Raw genomic sequence first — 15795 nt, forward strand, 5'->3', positions numbered from 1 at the left:
TCAGATCGTTCCCCCGGCAAGGCTTTTGGCAGCTGCCAGCACCTCTTCGGCATGACCGGCGACCTTCACCTTCGGCCAGATGCGCCGGATGACGCCATCGGGACCGATCAGCAGGGTCGTACGCTCAACACCCATATATTTGCGGCCATACATGCTCTTTTCCACCCAGACGCCATAGCTGTTGAGGACGGACAAATCCTCGTCCGAAGCAAGAATCACCGACAGATCATACTTCTTGGCGAACTTGTCGTGCTTCTTCACCGAATCGGGCGACATGCCGATGACCACAGTGCCGGCTTGCGAAAATTCGCTCAGAAGTCCGCTGAACGCGATTGATTCGGTGGTGCAGCCGCTGGTGTCATCCTTGGGGTAGAAGAAGAGAACGACCGATTTTCCGTTGAAATCACCGAGGGAAACGGTTCCGCCGCCTTCGCGGGGCAGGGTAAAATCCGGTGCAATTGCGCCTTCGGTCAGGTTCGCCATGGTTATTCCTTTATTTTGGGGCATGTGCGCCAAACGTTTGTCGCATCAGGCATATCCAATCGTGACCCGGCCCGTCCAGCGCCGCCGGTCATGGTGGAGGTTTTTTCGCGCACAGGAAGACGGGCTGTAGGGCAGACATCGTTTGCTCCGGGGTCGTTCTTTAACTACTGTGTCACGCATGCGAATGTCAGGCGGTGCGTGTGTGTGCCGTTGATATGCCAGGGCGATAAAATGATTTGAATCAACCACGTAATCCGTGATTCGGCATTGCGGAACGCAGCCGTTGATGCCGCGATTGGCATCGCAGCAGATTGGAAATGACCGCATGATTCTTTTTCACACATCCGGAGGCTGCCGGCGCTGATGAATGAAATCCGCGGTGAAAAAGTATCGTTTCGCAAGGAAGACATTGTCGCTCTGCATTCCCTGCCGTCCGCGCAGGCCCATGACCCCTGCATCGTTCACGCGCCGAACAAGCGCGGCATCACCCGTCTGATCTTTACCACAACGGTTGTCGTTGCCTCGATCGTGCTTTTGCTGGGCGCAGCACTGATTGCGGCCATTGAAGGCGGGGTGCTTGACGGGCCGCTCAATGCAAGGGCACAGGCGGCCCTGAACACGGCGCTTGGCAGCGGCTATCATGCCGAAGTGGGCAGCACGGTGCTGCGGGTCACGTCTGACGGGGCGCTGGCGCTGAAGGCCCAGAACGTGACGCTGGTGGAGAACGTCTCCAACAAGCGGCTTGTCGGGACCAACAGCGTGTTCATCGAACTCAACCCCTTGGCCCTGATGACCGGGCGGATCGCCGTTTCGCGGCTTGAGGCCGAGGGAGCGACGCTGGATCCGGCGCTGCTTCCACAGGGAAAACCGATCGATCTGACGACGATCCGAATCGCCGATGTCGGCGCGGGTCTGGAGGTCGTCTTCAACCAGATCGACCGTCTCTCGCAACTGATTGGCCGCAGCAATACGCAGACGGTGCGCATTGCCGACCTGCGCCTGTCGTTTTCCGGTCTGCGCCAGCGCATCGTTCCCGTCGTGGTGGAGACGCTGGATTTCCAGCGCACGGCTGACGGTTCCATGCAGATCGACGGTGTGTTTTCTATCGATGGTCAATCCTCGCAACTGCATCTGCGCGCCGATCGTGAGAGCGGCCGTATCACGACGCTCAACGGCTCAGCCGTGGGGTTACCGCTGTCCGCCTTCCTGCATCGCAACGAAACCCCGACGGAGCTCGCTTTCGGGGTGACAAGCAGCGCGGATCTGACGATCAAGGCGACTCGGGCGTCAGAAAACGCGCCTCCGGCGCTGCAATTGAACGGGCGTTCCAATGACGGTGCTTTCGATGCTGGCGGGTTCACATCGGAACTCAAACCTTCCGAACTTAATGTCAGCTATGATTTTGCGCGCAACCGGATCGAAATCCTGCCGTCGATGGCGCGTGTTGGCCGCTCAACCTTTCCGTTTACCGGTGCGATTGCCGATCTCGATCCGGCGGCGTTTGCCGGACAGAAGGGCTTTTCGATCGATCTTCTGCTGCAGGCTGCCAGCTCCTCGCCTATCGATGTTTCCGAGGCGCCGCTGATCTTCGACGCCAAGGCGCAAGGCCGCTATCTGTCGGAAAGTCACCAGCTGGTCTTTGACGAACTGACGGTTGCCAGCGGCCTTGGCACAGCTGCCGGTTCGCTGTCGATGACGTTTGGGGAAACCTCGCCGCAGATCAGCTTCGCGCTCTTGACCAGCAGGTTGCAGTCGGCCGCCGTCAAACAGCTCTGGCCCTGGTGGGTCGGCAAGAACGCACGCCGCTGGGTGGTCAACAACATTTTCGGCGGCACGGTCACGGATGGCAAGATCGAGGTCTTCCTGCCGATGGGACGTATTACCCGCACCGTCGGGCCGATCGACCTGAATGCCGAGGAATTGAACGTTCAGTTCAACATCACCGACGCACGGATCAATCTGGCCGGCGATATCCCGCCGCTGCGGGATGCTGCCGGCGCGTTCACGCTGAAGGGCGAGCGCATGGATGTGGAGATCGAGCGCGGAACCGCGTATTTCCCGTCGGGGCGCTCCGCCACGTTGACCGGCGGCAACTTTATCATTCCGAGCACTTACCAAAAGCCTTTGATTGCCGAAATGAAGCTCGATGTGGCCGGGCAGGCGGACGCGATTGCCGAGCTTGTCACCTACCGGCCCATTCTCGCCCTGCAGCGGACCCCTTTCAAGCCGGAGGATTTTTCCGGCGACATGACGGCACGCGTCGGCGCCCGTTTTGGTCTGGTCGTTGCCCAGCAACCGCCGCCACCGCAATGGCAGGCCGAAATGCTGCTCAACGGCGTGACGCTCAACAAACCGATTGCCGGACGCGCGATTTCCGACATCAAGGGAAGCCTTCGGATCGATCCGCAGCAGGCGGTGCTTGACGCGAAAGCCGATATCGACGGCGGACCGATGGATATCTCGCTTGTCGAACCGGTCGGGGCCAACAGCACCGTCAAGAGAAAGCGTGAGGTGTCCGGAACGCTGGATGACAAGGCACTTGCCAAGCTTGCTCCGGGCCTTGCCGGTATCGTCAATGGGCCGGTGGCACTGGATATCCTGATCGACGATACCGACCGGCAGACCGTCTCGGCCGATCTCGGCCGGGCGGCGATCTCGCTTCCATGGATCGGCTGGTCGAAAGGAGCCGGGATTGGCGCCAAGGCCGCGTTTTCGGTCTCCAACGTCGATGACATGACGCATATCGACGACCTGAAGCTCACCGGTGACGGTTTTGGCGCGAGCGGCGCACTGGTGCTCGACAAGGCAGGCCTGAGTTCGGGCGCGTTTTCGTCGGTCCAGCTGTCGCGGGGCGACAATTACGCCGTCAGCATCAAGCGTCAAAAGAGCGGTTTCGGGGTGAGCGTCAATGGCAGTTCGGCCGATATACGCCCGATCATCGAAAGCCTGCGCAGCCCTTCCAGCGGCGATGACGGTGGTGATGGCAAACGCATCGCCATCAATGCCAATCTCCAGCAGGTCACCGGGTTCCATTCCGAAACCCTTTCCAACGTCAATCTGGACTATGCCGCCAGAGGCAAGCAGATCGATGCCGTCGATCTGTCGGCGGTGACGGACAGCGGTCAGGCCGTTGTCGCCAAGCTGACGAAAAACGGCGCCGACAATTTTTTGGAACTGACCACCGGCGATGCCGGTTCGCTGGTCCGGTTTGCCAATATCTACAACAACATGCGCGGTGGTCTTTTGAACCTCAAGCTGCGTGATCGCGGCGGCAGTTCGTGGCGCGGCAATATCGATATCCGCAAGTTTTCGCTGGTCAACGAGACACGGCTGCAATCGATCGTCTCGACCCCGACAGGTGCTGACGGCCGAAGCCTGAACCAGGCCGTGAAGAAGGATATCGATGTCAGCTCGGCCCGTTTCGAGCGCGGATCGGCCAATGTGGCGTTGGACAATGGATCGATCGCCATTGACGGCGGCGTGGTGCGCGGCGTCGATATCGGCGCGACGTTCCAGGGAACGGTGCGTGACCAGAATGGCAATATGGACATGACCGGAACCTTCATGCCGGCCTATGGGCTCAACCGGCTGTTCGGCGAACTGCCGATCATCGGCGCCATTCTCGGCAATGGCCGCGACCGCGGCCTGCTCGGCATCACCTTCAAGCTGGTCGGGCCATTCACCAAGCCGAACCTGACGATCAACCCCCTGTCGATCATCGCGCCCGGCGTGTTCCGCAGCATCTTCGAATTCCAATAAAAAACCGGCGGGATCGCCGCCGGTTTCATGTCATTCCATGGACTCGAGCGCTCAGGACGGGCGGACGAGAATGTGCTTCTTCTTGCCGAGCGACAGCTTGATCACGCCGTCGGCCGTGACGTCACCGGTGCCGATCAGCTGACGATCGTCGCTGACCACGGCATCGTTGAGGCGCACGGCACCATCTTTGAGAAACTGCCGTACTTTGCCGTTCGATTCGGCCAGACCGGCGCGCACGAACAGCGCGAGAACACCGACGCCGGCCTCAAGCTCTGCCGTGGGCACGTCGATGGACGGCAGGTTGGCAGCAAGTGCTCCCTCTTCAAAGGTCTTGCGGGCGGTTTCGGCCGCTTCCTCGGCTGCGGCGCGGCCATGCAGGGTTGCCGTGATCTCGGTCCCCAGGATCTTCTTGACCTCGTTGATCTCGGTGCCGGCAAGCTGCGAGAGGCGGGCGATCTCGCCCATTGGCAGCGTCGTGTAGAGCTTGAGGAAGCGCGACACGTCGGCGTCTTCCGTGTTGCGCCAATATTGCCAGAAATCGTAGGCCGACATCATGTCGGGGTTGAGCCAGATCGCACCATTGACGGACTTGCCCATCTTTGCGCCCGAAGATGTGGTCAGGAGCGGAGAGGTCAGCGCGTAGAGCTGCGGCGTTCCCATGCGGTGACCGAGATCGATGCCGTTGATGATGTTGCCCCATTGATCGGAGCCGCCCATCTGCAAACGGCAGCCGGTGCGCTTGTAGAGTTCGACGAAATCGTAGGCCTGCAGGATCATGTAGTTGAATTCGAGGAATGACAGCGACTGCTCGCGGTCGAGCCGCGTCTTGACGCTGTCGAAGGCCAGCATGCGATTGACCGAGAAGTGGCGGCCGACATCGCGCAGGAATTCAAGGTAGTTGATGCCGAGCAGCCAATCGGCATTGTTGATCATCAAGGCGTCTTTCGGCCCCTCGCCATAGGTCAGGTAGTTGGAAAAGACCGATTTGATGCTGGCGATGTTGGACGCGATCGTGTCCGGCGTCATCAACTGGCGCGCCTCATCCTTGAAGGACGGGTCTCCGACCATGCCGGTGCCGCCGCCCATCAGCGAGATCGGCCGGTGACCGGTCGCCTGCATCCAATGCAGCATCATGATCTGGATCAGGCCGCCGGCATGCAGGCTCGGCGCGGTCGGATCAAAGCCGATATAGGCCGTCACGGTTTCCTTGTTGAACAGCGCATCCAGTCCGGCATTGTCGGATGTCTGGTGGATGAAGCCGCGTTCGTGGAGGGTGTGAAGGAAATCGGACTTGAATTCGGACATGACCTGTCTCTTTCGGGAGGCTGTTTTAAAGGAATGGACGCTTGCTGGATATTTGCGCGGCGTTTAGCACTGTTTGGTAGAAAGTGCACCTGTTTGCATCGCAAATGTTTGTTTGGGGGTGAATGCTCAATGGCGCAGATGAAGACGGCGATCGGGCTGATGAGCGGGACCAGCATGGATGGCATCGACATCGCGCTCATTCGAACCGATGGCCGCGACCGTGTCGAGCGTGGTCCGTCCATGGGCGTCGGCTATGAGCCGGCTTTCCGGAACAGGCTGAAATCGGCATTGAATGAGGCGCGCGCGCTGACGGACAGAACGCAGCGCCCGGGGGACCTTTCGGCGATCGAGCGAAACCTCACCTTACGGCATGCCGTTGCGGTCAACGATTTTCTAGCCAGCAACGGGCTGTCGCCAACAGACATAGACGTGATCGGATTTCACGGGCAGACCATTCTTCACTGCCCCGATGCGGCGCTGACCGTGCAACTGGGCGATGGCGCGCTTCTGGCGCAATCGACCGGCATTGCCGTCGTGCATGATATGCGTGCTCATGACATGACATTTGGCGGGCAGGGCGCGCCGCTCATTCCGGTCTATCATGCCGCGCTTGCCCAAAGCGCCGGCCAAACAGCCCCGCTGGTATTCGTCAATATCGGCGGCATTTCCAATCTGACGTTTATCGGCACCGAAGGCGATATCGTCGCCTATGACAGCGGGCCGGGAAATACCCTGATCGACCAATGGGTGGAGACCCATACGGGCGGCACATTCGATAAGGATGGCGCGATCGCCAGCGCTGGCCGCATCATTCCCTCGCTTGCGGAAAGGTATCTCGATCACGCGTTTTTCTCATCCAACCTGCGCCGCTCGCTTGACCGCAACGACTTCTCACCGCCAGCCGTTGCCGATGCCGCCTTGGCGGATGGGGCGCGCACGCTTGCCTATGTGACCGCTGCCGCCATTCTCAAATCGGCGAGGCATCTGCCCGAGCGGCCGCAGACCCTGGTCATATGCGGGGGCGGGCGGCTCAATCCGGTCATCATGGACGACCTTCGCAGGCTAGGGGCAAAGGAGGATATCGCAGTCATCGTGGCGGAAGAGGCGGGTCTTGATGGCGATGCCATGGAGGCGGAGGCGTGGGCTTATCTCGCCGTCCGGTCGATGGAAGGATTGCCGCTGACTTTTCCGGGCACCACGGGCGTCACGAAACCGGTCACCGGCGGCGTCTTCAATCCGGTACTTCCCGCGCAATCACCGTTCGCAGATTAACGTTTCTTTTGCCGGACATCGTTACCATTCCCGCGAATCTGCGCTGGCCTTTGGCATGGGCGCAGGAGAGCACACGGCGTGTGGGTTCTCGAAACGGACACTGAGATGAACGGCGCGCTTTTTCTTTTGACGGTCAACTTCCTGATAGCGCAGCTTTTTTGCGTCTTCTTCCTTGTGATCTCCAGGCGCAGCCGCATTCCCTCTGCCGGACGCTGGTTCGCCGCTGCCTTTGCGGTCGCGTCCCTGTCAGCGGTTTTCGAAGTCGCGATCCGCTACGGCGATTTCGATAGGCTTGCGAGCTTTGGTGCGTTCACCGCCGTATTGACTGCGCTTTTGATGATCCGCGTCGGGATCGGCAGGCTTTATTCGGTGCCTGCCAATATCTGGACCATCACGGCGCTTCTGGCAGCGGCCCTGCCGCTCAACCTGATGATCTATGATCTGCCGCGCAGCACATTTGCCCATTCCTTCGGCTATCAGACGCCGTTTGCGATCGCGGAGCTGCTCTGCGCGCTGGCGATCTATCGCTCGGGACGGCGCGAGATCGCCGACCGCCTCCTCATGGCGCTGTTTTTGGTCACGGCTGCGAATTTTGCCGGCAAGGTCTATTTCGCCGTGAAATTCGGCAGTGGCGGTACCGCGCAATCCTATCTCGGCAGCACCTATGCGCTGGTCTCCCAGAGCCTCAGCGCGGTGCTGGTGGTCTCCACGGGGCTCACGCTTCTGGCGGTGATCGTTGTGGAGATCATGGACGATGCGAAGGCAAACTCGGAAATCGATCCCTTGTCGGGGCTTTTCAACCGGCGCGGTTTTGACGCCCGAGTAAGCCAGATCCTGTCCCGCCCTTTGTCTGCCTATCCGCACTGCGTGATCGTGTGCGATCTCGATCATTTCAAGGTCGTGAACGATACCTATGGCCATGCTGCGGGCGACCAGGTGATCCTGGCCTTTGGCCGCATGATTGCCGGACATGCGCCGCCTGACGCAATCTGCGCGCGGTTTGGCGGCGAGGAATTTGCGATTTTCCTGCCATCGACCGGCGAAACAACCGGCTATCTCTTCGCGCAGGGACTGCGAAACAGCTTTTCGTCACTCACCATCGCCGGTCTGCCGGACACGGTGCGCCTGTCGGCCAGTTTTGGCGTGTGCGCGCTGGCGGCACCCGGCGACAAGATCTCCGACACGATCAAGGGTGCCGATGCAGCACTCTATGATGCCAAGAAGAGCGGCCGCAACCGGGTCAACCGCGCAGGTCAGACGATACCCGCAAAGCCGGACGGCTGGCAGGCGCAGGCCTGAAATCCACGTTTCAACTCCTAAATCACCCGGCTGCTGGGACAAGTGATCAGGTCTCAACAAAAAATGGCACCCGGCGACGATTGAGGCGCGGAGTGCCATTTGGACCTATGGAAAGCCAGGCAATGCCCGGAGTGCCCGTGTCGTGATGACGGGGCGGACGACCGCCCCAATCGTCAGCGGATGCGTTTTGCTGCCGGTTCCGGCGTCAGTTCGCCGTTCAGCCGCCGGTCGAGATAGTCCTCGCATTCGGCCATTAGCGTATCGACCTGGCCATTGAAGAAGTGGTTGGCTCCCGGCACGGTCTTGTGGGTGATCAGGATGCCCTTCTGGGCCTTCAGCTTGTCGACGAGATTGTTGACGTCCTTTTCAGGGGCAACCTTGTCGAGATCGCCGTTGATGATCAGGCCGGAGGACGGGCAGGGCGCCAGGAACGAGAAGTCGTAGGTATTCGGCTGCGGCGCGATCGACATGAAGCCTTCGATTTCCGGACGGCGCATCAGGAGCTGCATGCCGATCCAGGCGCCGAAGGAATAGCCGGCGACCCAGCAGCTCTTCGAATCAGGATGCATGCTCTGCACCCAGTCGAGCGCGGAGGCGGCATCCGACAGTTCGCCGGCGCCGTGGTCGAATTCGCCCTGGCTGCGGCCGATCGAGCGGAAATTGAACCGGAGCGTGGTAAAGCCGCGCTTCTGGAACATGTAGAACAGCTGGTAGACGATCTGGTTGTTCATCGTGCCGCCAAACTGCGGATGCGGGTGCAAAACGATGGCGATCGGGGCATTCTTCTGCTTGGACGGCTGGTAACGGCCTTCGAGGCGACCGGCCGGTCCGTTGAAGATGATTTCGGGCATTGGCTCTCCGGGCTTGATTCTGGGACTAAAAACCGTTTCAGCGCCGATGCAGTCTTGACGAAAGCAGTCAGCTTTTCTAAAACCAGTTTAGAACCATTCAAAACTTTGACACGGACTTTCCGTGGCGAGTGCTGTCTCTTACGGCAAGCGAAGCAAAAAATTCAAGGAAAATGCACCGGCCGCATGCCTTTACATGGCAGCCGGTCCATCTTTGGCAAGGGAATATGGGACAAGAGCGCATCTACATGGACTGGAATGCCACCGCGCCGCTCTTGCCGGCTGCGCGCGAGGCATGCCATTGCGCGCTTGATCTTAACGGCAACCCATCCTCGGTGCATGGCGAGGGCCGCAAAATCCGCACCCTGATCGAAAATGCCCGCCGTGAGGTCGCAGCCCTTTGCGATGCGGCCTCCGCCAATGTGACTTTTACCAGCGGCGCGACGGAGGCGGCCAATTGGGTGCTGACACCCGATTTCCGCATGGGCAAGACACCGCTCACCATCGGCCATCTCTATATTTCTGCCATCGAGCATCCGGCTGTCCGCGAAGGCGGGCGGTTTGGGGCCAATGCGATCAGGGAAATCGCCGTGACGCCTGATGGCACGATCGATCTTGCAGCACTGGAAGCCGCGCTTGCAGCACACGACCGGCAATCCGGCCTGCCGATGGTTGCGGTGATGCTGGTCAACAACGAGACAGGCATCGTCCAGCCCATCGAGGACGTGTCCTGCCTGGTCAAGGCGGTGGGCGGCATTCTGGTTGTCGATGCGGTTCAGGCTGCCGGACGGCTGCCTGTTTCGATCGAGGCGCTGGGAGCGGATTTCGTGATCATCTCCTCGCACAAGATCGGCGGCCCCAAAGGTGTTGGCGCGCTCGTCTCGCGTGGCGAGATCCTGATGCCTTCGGCGCTGATCCGTGGCGGCGGCCAGGAGAAGGGGCATCGCTCCGGAACTGAAAATCCGGCGGCTATTGCCGGATTTGGCGCGGCCGCGCGGTGTGCGGCTGCGGACCTGGACGGGCGCATGCGCGGCGTGTCTGCACTGCGCGACCGGCTGGAGGCTGCGATGATCGAGGCTGCACCGGATGTCATCATTCATGGCCTTGGTGGCGCGCGCGTTGGCAATACATGCTTTTTCACGCTGCCGGGGCTTAAATCGGAAACCGGCCAGATCGCCTTCGATCTTGAGGGTGTCGCGCTTTCGGCGGGTTCCGCCTGCTCGTCCGGCAAGGTCGGCCAGAGCTATGTTCTGTCGGCCATGGGCCATGATCCTCGGCATGGTGCGCTGCGGATTTCGATCGGGCCGGCGACGACAGAGGATGAGATCGACAGATGCGCTGCGGTCTTTGCCAAAGTTGCGGCGCGCCGCAGGCTCGCGGGGGCTGCAGCTTGACTCTGAATTAAATTGCGGAAATTGAATTTTCCGCTTGGCAAACGGGGTGAAAATGCCCCTTAAGCCCACTACATAGGCGATACACGAACATTGTATCGTACTGACAAGCTGCCGGACCTTGTACCCGGCGAGATTGGAGAACGACATGGCTGCTGTGCAGGAAACAATCGATCAGGTCGCCCTGATCGATGTGGACCAGTACAAATACGGGTTTGAGACGACGATCGAAATGGACAAGGCGCCCAAGGGCCTGTCCGAAGACATCATCCGCTTCATTTCGGCAAAGAAGAACGAACCGGACTGGATGCTCGAATGGCGTCTGGAGGCGTATCAGCGCTGGCTGACGCTGGAAGAGCCGACATGGGCGCGCGTCAACTATCCGAAGATCGATTTCAGCGACATCTATTTCTACGCAGCGCCGAAGAGCACGCCCGGCCCGACCTCGATCGACGACGTCGATCCGGAGCTTTTGCGGGTCTATGAAAAGCTCGGCATTCCGCTTCGCGAACAGGAAATCCTGGCGGGCGTGAAAACGCCGCGCATCGCCGTCGATGCCGTGTTCGATTCCGTTTCGGTCGTGACCACGTTCAAGGAAGAACTGAAGAAGGCCGGCGTGATCTTCATGTCGATCTCGGAAGCCATCCGCGAACATCCGGATCTGGTGAAGAAATATCTCGGCACCGTCGTTCCGACGACCGACAATTATTATGCGACGCTGAACTGCGCCGTGTTCACGGATGGATCCTTCGTCTATGTCCCCAAGGGCGTTCGCTGCCCGATGGAACTGTCGACCTATTTCCGCATCAACGAGAAGGGCACCGGCCAGTTCGAGCGCACGCTGATCATTGCGGAAGAGGGCGCCTACGTTTCCTATCTGGAGGGCTGCACCGCACCCCAGCGCGACGAAAACCAGCTGCATGCGGCTGTTGTCGAGCTGGTTGCGCTCGACGATGCCGAAATCAAGTATTCCACCGTCCAGAACTGGTATCCGGGCGACAAGGACGGCAAGGGCGGCATCTACAATTTCGTCACCAAGCGCGGCGATTGCCGTGGCAAGAACTCCAAGATTTCGTGGACGCAGGTCGAAACCGGCTCGGCGATCACCTGGAAATACCCGTCCTGCATCCTGCGTGGCGATGGCTCGCGCGGCGAGTTCTACTCGATCGCCGTTTCCAACGGTCACCAGCAGATCGATTCAGGCACCAAGATGATCCATCTCGGCAAGAACACGTCGAGCCGCATCGTCTCCAAGGGCATTGCCGCAGGCGTCAGCCAGAACACCTATCGCGGCCAGGTCTCGACCCACCGCAAGGCGGAAAACGCACGCAACTTCACCCAGTGCGACAGCCTGCTGATCGGCGACAAGTGCGGCGCCCATACGGTGCCCTATATCGAGGCCCGCAATTCCTCGGCGCAGTTCGAGCATGAGGCGACGACCTCGAAGATTTCCGAAGACCAGCTGTTCTACTGCCTGCAGCGCGGCATTCCCACGGAAGCGGCGATCGCGCTGATCGTCAACGGCTTCGTCAAGGAAGTCATCCAGGAACTGCCGATGGAATTTGCGGTTGAAGCGCAGAAGCTGATCGGGATTTCGCTGGAAGGTAGCGTGGGCTAGAAATCTCACCGTCATCCTCGGGCTTGTCCCGAGGATCTGATGGAGCCGATCTTGGAGACGTGATTGACCGGTTTCGTCTATATGATGTCTGACAAGCCAAGAGGCGTTATCTACATCGGCGTGACCTCAGACCTCACGGGGCGAATTTGGGAACACCGCAATCACATCCATGAAGGATTTACTGCAAAATATCGCGTCGAGAAGTTGGTTTGGTTCGAACGTCATCCGACCATCGTTCTTGCGATACAGCGTGAGAAATCTTTGAAGAGGTATAGACGGGACTGGAAAATCGAATTGATCGAAGGGCTCAACCCCACGTGGTTGGACCTGTTCGAACGTATTGAAGAAATCGACAATGCCTATCGCCCACATCCGAGCACTAAAATGTGGAGCGATTACAATTGATAGACTGTCAGATCCTCGGGACAAGCCCGAGGATGACGGCGGTCTGAGTGAAGCGCTTAGGACATGGGTTTGCATGGATCAATGCAAGCCGGCCACTCTAGGAAGATTGAAATGCTTGAAATCAGAAACCTCCATGCCCGCATCGCCGAAGACGGTACCGAGATCATCCGTGGTCTGAACCTGACCGTGAAGGCCGGTGAAGTTGCTGCCATCATGGGGCCGAACGGCTCCGGCAAGTCGACGCTGTCCTATATCCTGTCGGGCCGCAGCGATTATGAAGTGACCGAAGGCGATATCCTCTATAATGGCGAGAGCATTCTTGAGCTCGATCCGTCCGAGCGCGCCGCCAAGGGCATCTTCCTTGCCTTCCAGTATCCGGTCGAGATCCCGGGTGTCGCGACCATGCAGTTCCTCAAGGTCGCGCTCAACGAGCAGCGCAAGTATCGCGGCGAAGACGAGCTTTCGACGCCGGATTTCATCCGCCGCGTCAAGGAGGCCGCCGCCAAGCTGCAGATCAACCCGGATATGCTGAAGCGCCCGCTCAATGTCGGTTTCTCCGGCGGCGAGAAGAAGCGTGCGGAAATCCTGCAGATGGCGCTGCTGGAGCCGAAGCTTTGCGTGCTCGACGAAACCGACAGCGGCCTCGACATCGACGCGCTGAAGATCGTTTCGGACGGCGTCAACGCGCTGCGTTCGCCGGACCGCGCTGTCATCGTCATCACCCATTACCAGCGCCTCCTGGAATATATCGTGCCCGATAGCGTCCATGTTCTCTACAAGGGCCAGATCATCAAGTCGGGCGACAAGTCGCTGGCGCTTGATCTCGAAGCCAATGGGTATGCCGACATCATCGATGCGGCGGCTTGAGGAGTAACGGCATGAACATGCAAACGGCCATCACGATGACAGCCGCCGAAACGGCCCTCGTCGATGCCTATACTGCCCAGATCGGTGAACTGCCCGGCGAAGGTGCCGTGCTGTCTGCGCGCGATACGCTGCTGGCAAACCTGCGCCAGCAGGGCCTGCCGACGCGCCGGGTCGAATCCTGGCATTATACGGACCTGCGCGCGCTCTTGCGCGCCGTTCCGGCCTACGATCCCACCGCGTTCGCGCAAAGGGTCGATCCGCTGGTTCCCGGTTCTTCGGTGCTTGCCGTTTTGAACGGCAAGGCGGATACCAAGAACCTGCCTGCCGGCATCAACGTGCGCTCCTATGCCGAAAGCCTGATCGATGGCGTTGCCGCCGCCGATCTGGTGGAACGCGATGAGGACGACGCCGTTGGGCGGATCAATGGCAGCTTCGTGCGCGACGGGTTCGAGATCGAGGTGCCTGAGGGTACCGAGCTTGAACAGCCGATCGAGTTCCAGCTGGTACAAAGTGCCGGCCAGAGCCATTCCCGCTTTCCGGTGACGTTTGGCGCCAATTCCAAGGCCACGATCATCGAGCGCCATCTTTCGGTCAATGATGCTGCAAGCCTGGTGACCGTTGTCAGCGACCTGATCCTCGATGAGGGCGCCGAGATCACCTGGATCATCCTGCAGCAGCAGGGCGCCAACGACAGCCATCTGGCTCAGGTGAACTTCGATCTCGGCACCAATGCCAAACTGCGCCTGTTCATCATCAATGCCGGCGGCAAGCTGGTTCGCCAGGAAGTGCATGGCGTCACCACGGGCGAAGGCGCCGATTTCAAGCTGCGCGGCATCAACCTGCTCGGCGGCGACACCCATACCGATGTGACGTTCACGCTCGGCCATGACGTGCCGAACACGACATCGACGGAAATCCTGCGCAACGTGCTGTTTGATCGTGCCAAGGGCGTGTTCCAGGGCCAGATCCGGGTCGCTCCGGATGCGCAGAAGACCGACGCGAAGATGGCGTGCAACACGCTGCTCCTGTCCGACGACGCTGATTTCTCGGCCAAGCCGGAGCTGGAAATCTTTGCCGACGACGTGCAATGCGGCCATGGCGCCACCGTCATCGATATCAACCCGACGCATCTCTATTACCTGCGCGCGCGCGGCATTCCGGAAAACAAGGCCCGCGCCATGCTGGTCAACGCGTTTGTCGATGAGATCGTCGAGGAACTTGAGGACGAGGGACTGATCGAGACACTGGAAACGATCATCGCCGCCTGGCTCGAAAAGCACGCCTGATTGGATCATGGACATGGAACACTCGGTGCCGGTGCCGGCCTATGACGTCGAAGCGATCCGCAGGGATTTTCCGATCCTCTCGCGGACCGTTTACGGCAAGCCGCTTGTCTATCTCGACAATGGCGCCTCGGCACAGAAGCCGCAGGTGGTCATCGACGCCATCTCCCATGCCTATTCCAATGAATATGCCAATGTCCATCGCGGCCTGCATTTTCTGTCGAACGCGGCAACCGACGCCTATGAGGGTGCGCGCGAAAAAGTGCGCCGCTTTCTGAACGCGCCGTCAGTCGATAACATCATCTTCACCAAATCCTCCACCGAGGCGATCAACACGGTCGCTTATGGTTACGGCATGCCGAAGATCGGTGATGGTGACGAGATCGTCATCTCGATCATGGAGCATCATTCCAACATCGTTCCCTGGCATTTCATCCGGGAACGCCAGGGCGCCAAGCTGGTCTGGGCGCCGGTCGATGATCAGGGCGCGTTTCATATCGACGATTTCGTCAAATGCCTGACCGACAAGACCAAACTGATTGCCATCACCCATATGTCGAACGCGCTCGGCACCGTCGTTCCCGTCAAGGAAATCTGCCGGATCGCGCGCGAGCGCGGCATTCCGGTGCTGGTGGACGGCAGCCAGGCCGCCGTTCATATGCCGGTGGATGTGCAGGATATCGATTGCGACTGGTACGTGATGACCGGGCACAAGCTCTACGGTCCCTCGGGCATAGGCGTGCTCTACGGCAAGATGGACCGGCTGAAGGAAATGCGTCCCTTCATGGGTGGCGGCGAGATGATCGTCGAGGTGACCGAAGACGCGGTCACATACAACGAGCCACCGCACCGGTTCGAGGCTGGTACGCCGCCAATCGTCCAGGCGATCGGCCTTGGCTATGCGCTGGATTATATGGATACGATCGGGCGGGCGGCGATCGCGGCCCACGAAGCCGATCTTGCCGCCTATGCGCATCAGCGCCTGTCGTCGGTCAATTCGCTGCGGGTGATCGGGACGGCGCCGGGCAAAGGTGGTATCTTCTCCTTCGAACTCGAAGGCATCCACGCCCATGACGTGTCGATGGTGATCGATCGCGCCGGCGTCGCGGTGAGGGCGGGAACGCATTGTGCCCAGCCGCTCTTGAAACGCTTCGGCGTGACCTCCACATGCCGTGCATCCTTTGGCCTCTACAATACGCGGGCCGAAGTCGACATTCTGGTGGATGCGCTGGATCAAGCCCGCAAATTCTTTGCGTAAGGACATG

General features: G+C 59.8%; 12 protein-coding genes. 9 read left to right on the forward strand and 3 right to left on the reverse strand.

Annotated elements, in window-relative coordinates; translation table 11 throughout:
• The gene (locus PYR65_RS12565; protein WP_276118221.1) at window positions 1-483 is read right to left on the reverse strand and encodes a peroxiredoxin; all 483 of its coding nucleotides are present in this window, start codon (window positions 481-483) and stop codon (window positions 1-3) included.
• Window positions 484-846: 363 nt separating this feature from the next.
• Here PYR65_RS12565 and PYR65_RS12570 point away from each other — a divergent pair, with 363 nt between their 5' ends.
• Complete coding sequence (locus PYR65_RS12570) at window positions 847-4242, forward strand: YhdP family protein (RefSeq protein WP_276118222.1); 3396 nt, start codon at window positions 847-849, stop codon at window positions 4240-4242.
• A 51-nt stretch (window positions 4243-4293) separates the two neighbouring features.
• On the opposite strand, the gene tyrS is transcribed toward PYR65_RS12570, so the two are convergent.
• A complete protein-coding gene (tyrS, locus tag PYR65_RS12575) occupies window positions 4294-5547 on the reverse strand; it encodes a tyrosine--tRNA ligase (protein ID WP_276118223.1) in 1254 nt (417 codons plus the stop codon).
• Window positions 5548-5676: 129 nt separating this feature from the next.
• Here tyrS and PYR65_RS12580 point away from each other — a divergent pair, with 129 nt between their 5' ends.
• Both PYR65_RS12580 and PYR65_RS12585 read left to right on the forward strand, forming a co-directional pair.
• Window positions 5677-6819 (forward strand): anhydro-N-acetylmuramic acid kinase, encoded by a 1143-nt coding sequence (locus tag PYR65_RS12580; RefSeq protein ID WP_276118224.1) that lies wholly within the window; start codon window positions 5677-5679, stop codon window positions 6817-6819.
• Between the two features lie 105 nt (window positions 6820-6924).
• Window positions 6925-8118: a GGDEF domain-containing protein gene (locus PYR65_RS12585; RefSeq protein WP_276118225.1), complete on the forward strand. Its 1194-nt coding sequence runs from the start codon at window positions 6925-6927 to the stop codon at window positions 8116-8118.
• A 173-nt stretch (window positions 8119-8291) separates the two neighbouring features.
• Here the strand turns inward: PYR65_RS12585 and PYR65_RS12590 are convergent, their stop codons facing one another.
• Window positions 8292-8969, reverse strand: coding sequence for an alpha/beta hydrolase (locus tag PYR65_RS12590; RefSeq protein WP_037130387.1), 678 nt, complete (start codon window positions 8967-8969; stop codon window positions 8292-8294).
• Between the two features lie 224 nt (window positions 8970-9193).
• Between PYR65_RS12590 and PYR65_RS12595 the strand changes: the two genes are divergently transcribed.
• The 6 genes from PYR65_RS12595 to PYR65_RS12620 all read left to right on the forward strand — a co-directional run bounded on the left by PYR65_RS12595 (window position 9194) and on the right by PYR65_RS12620 (window position 15788).
• Complete coding sequence (locus PYR65_RS12595) at window positions 9194-10360, forward strand: cysteine desulfurase family protein (protein WP_276118226.1); 1167 nt, start codon at window positions 9194-9196, stop codon at window positions 10358-10360.
• A 145-nt stretch (window positions 10361-10505) separates the two neighbouring features.
• Entirely contained in the window at window positions 10506-11975 is a 1470-nt protein-coding gene (sufB, locus tag PYR65_RS12600) for a Fe-S cluster assembly protein SufB (RefSeq protein ID WP_060640906.1), read from the forward strand.
• Between the two features lie 63 nt (window positions 11976-12038).
• Window positions 12039-12380, forward strand: coding sequence for a GIY-YIG nuclease family protein (locus tag PYR65_RS12605; RefSeq protein WP_276118227.1), 342 nt, complete (start codon window positions 12039-12041; stop codon window positions 12378-12380).
• Between the two features lie 111 nt (window positions 12381-12491).
• The gene (gene sufC, locus PYR65_RS12610; RefSeq protein WP_060640908.1) at window positions 12492-13247 is read left to right on the forward strand and encodes a Fe-S cluster assembly ATPase SufC; all 756 of its coding nucleotides are present in this window, start codon (window positions 12492-12494) and stop codon (window positions 13245-13247) included.
• An 11-nt stretch (window positions 13248-13258) separates the two neighbouring features.
• Window positions 13259-14533: a Fe-S cluster assembly protein SufD gene (sufD, locus tag PYR65_RS12615; RefSeq protein ID WP_276118228.1), complete on the forward strand. Its 1275-nt coding sequence runs from the start codon at window positions 13259-13261 to the stop codon at window positions 14531-14533.
• Window positions 14534-14546: 13 nt separating this feature from the next.
• On the forward strand, window positions 14547-15788 hold the full coding sequence (locus PYR65_RS12620) for a cysteine desulfurase (RefSeq protein ID WP_276121053.1): 1242 nt from the start codon (window positions 14547-14549) through the stop codon (window positions 15786-15788).
• The last annotated feature ends 7 nt before the right edge of the window (window positions 15789-15795 follow it).

Origin of the sequence: Pararhizobium qamdonense (assembly GCF_029277445.1) — a bacterium.
Lineage (GTDB): Bacteria > Pseudomonadota > Alphaproteobacteria > Rhizobiales > Rhizobiaceae > Pararhizobium > Pararhizobium qamdonense.

Coding starts and splice junctions, on each gene's coding strand:
- PYR65_RS12565 (WP_276118221.1), bottom strand. CDS start 483: ATGGCGAACCTGACCGAAGGCGCAATTGCACCGGATTTTACCCTGCCC.
- PYR65_RS12570 (WP_276118222.1), top strand. CDS start 847: ATGAATGAAATCCGCGGTGAAAAAGTATCGTTTCGCAAGGAAGACATT.
- tyrS (WP_276118223.1), bottom strand. CDS start 5,547: ATGTCCGAATTCAAGTCCGATTTCCTTCACACCCTCCACGAACGCGGC.
- PYR65_RS12580 (WP_276118224.1), top strand. CDS start 5,677: ATGGCGCAGATGAAGACGGCGATCGGGCTGATGAGCGGGACCAGCATG.
- PYR65_RS12585 (WP_276118225.1), top strand. CDS start 6,925: ATGAACGGCGCGCTTTTTCTTTTGACGGTCAACTTCCTGATAGCGCAG.
- PYR65_RS12590 (WP_037130387.1), bottom strand. CDS start 8,969: ATGCCCGAAATCATCTTCAACGGACCGGCCGGTCGCCTCGAAGGCCGT.
- PYR65_RS12595 (WP_276118226.1), top strand. CDS start 9,194: ATGGGACAAGAGCGCATCTACATGGACTGGAATGCCACCGCGCCGCTC.
- sufB (WP_060640906.1), top strand. CDS start 10,506: ATGGCTGCTGTGCAGGAAACAATCGATCAGGTCGCCCTGATCGATGTG.
- sufC (WP_060640908.1), top strand. CDS start 12,492: ATGCTTGAAATCAGAAACCTCCATGCCCGCATCGCCGAAGACGGTACC.
- sufD (WP_276118228.1), top strand. CDS start 13,259: ATGAACATGCAAACGGCCATCACGATGACAGCCGCCGAAACGGCCCTC.
- PYR65_RS12620 (WP_276121053.1), top strand. CDS start 14,547: ATGGAACACTCGGTGCCGGTGCCGGCCTATGACGTCGAAGCGATCCGC.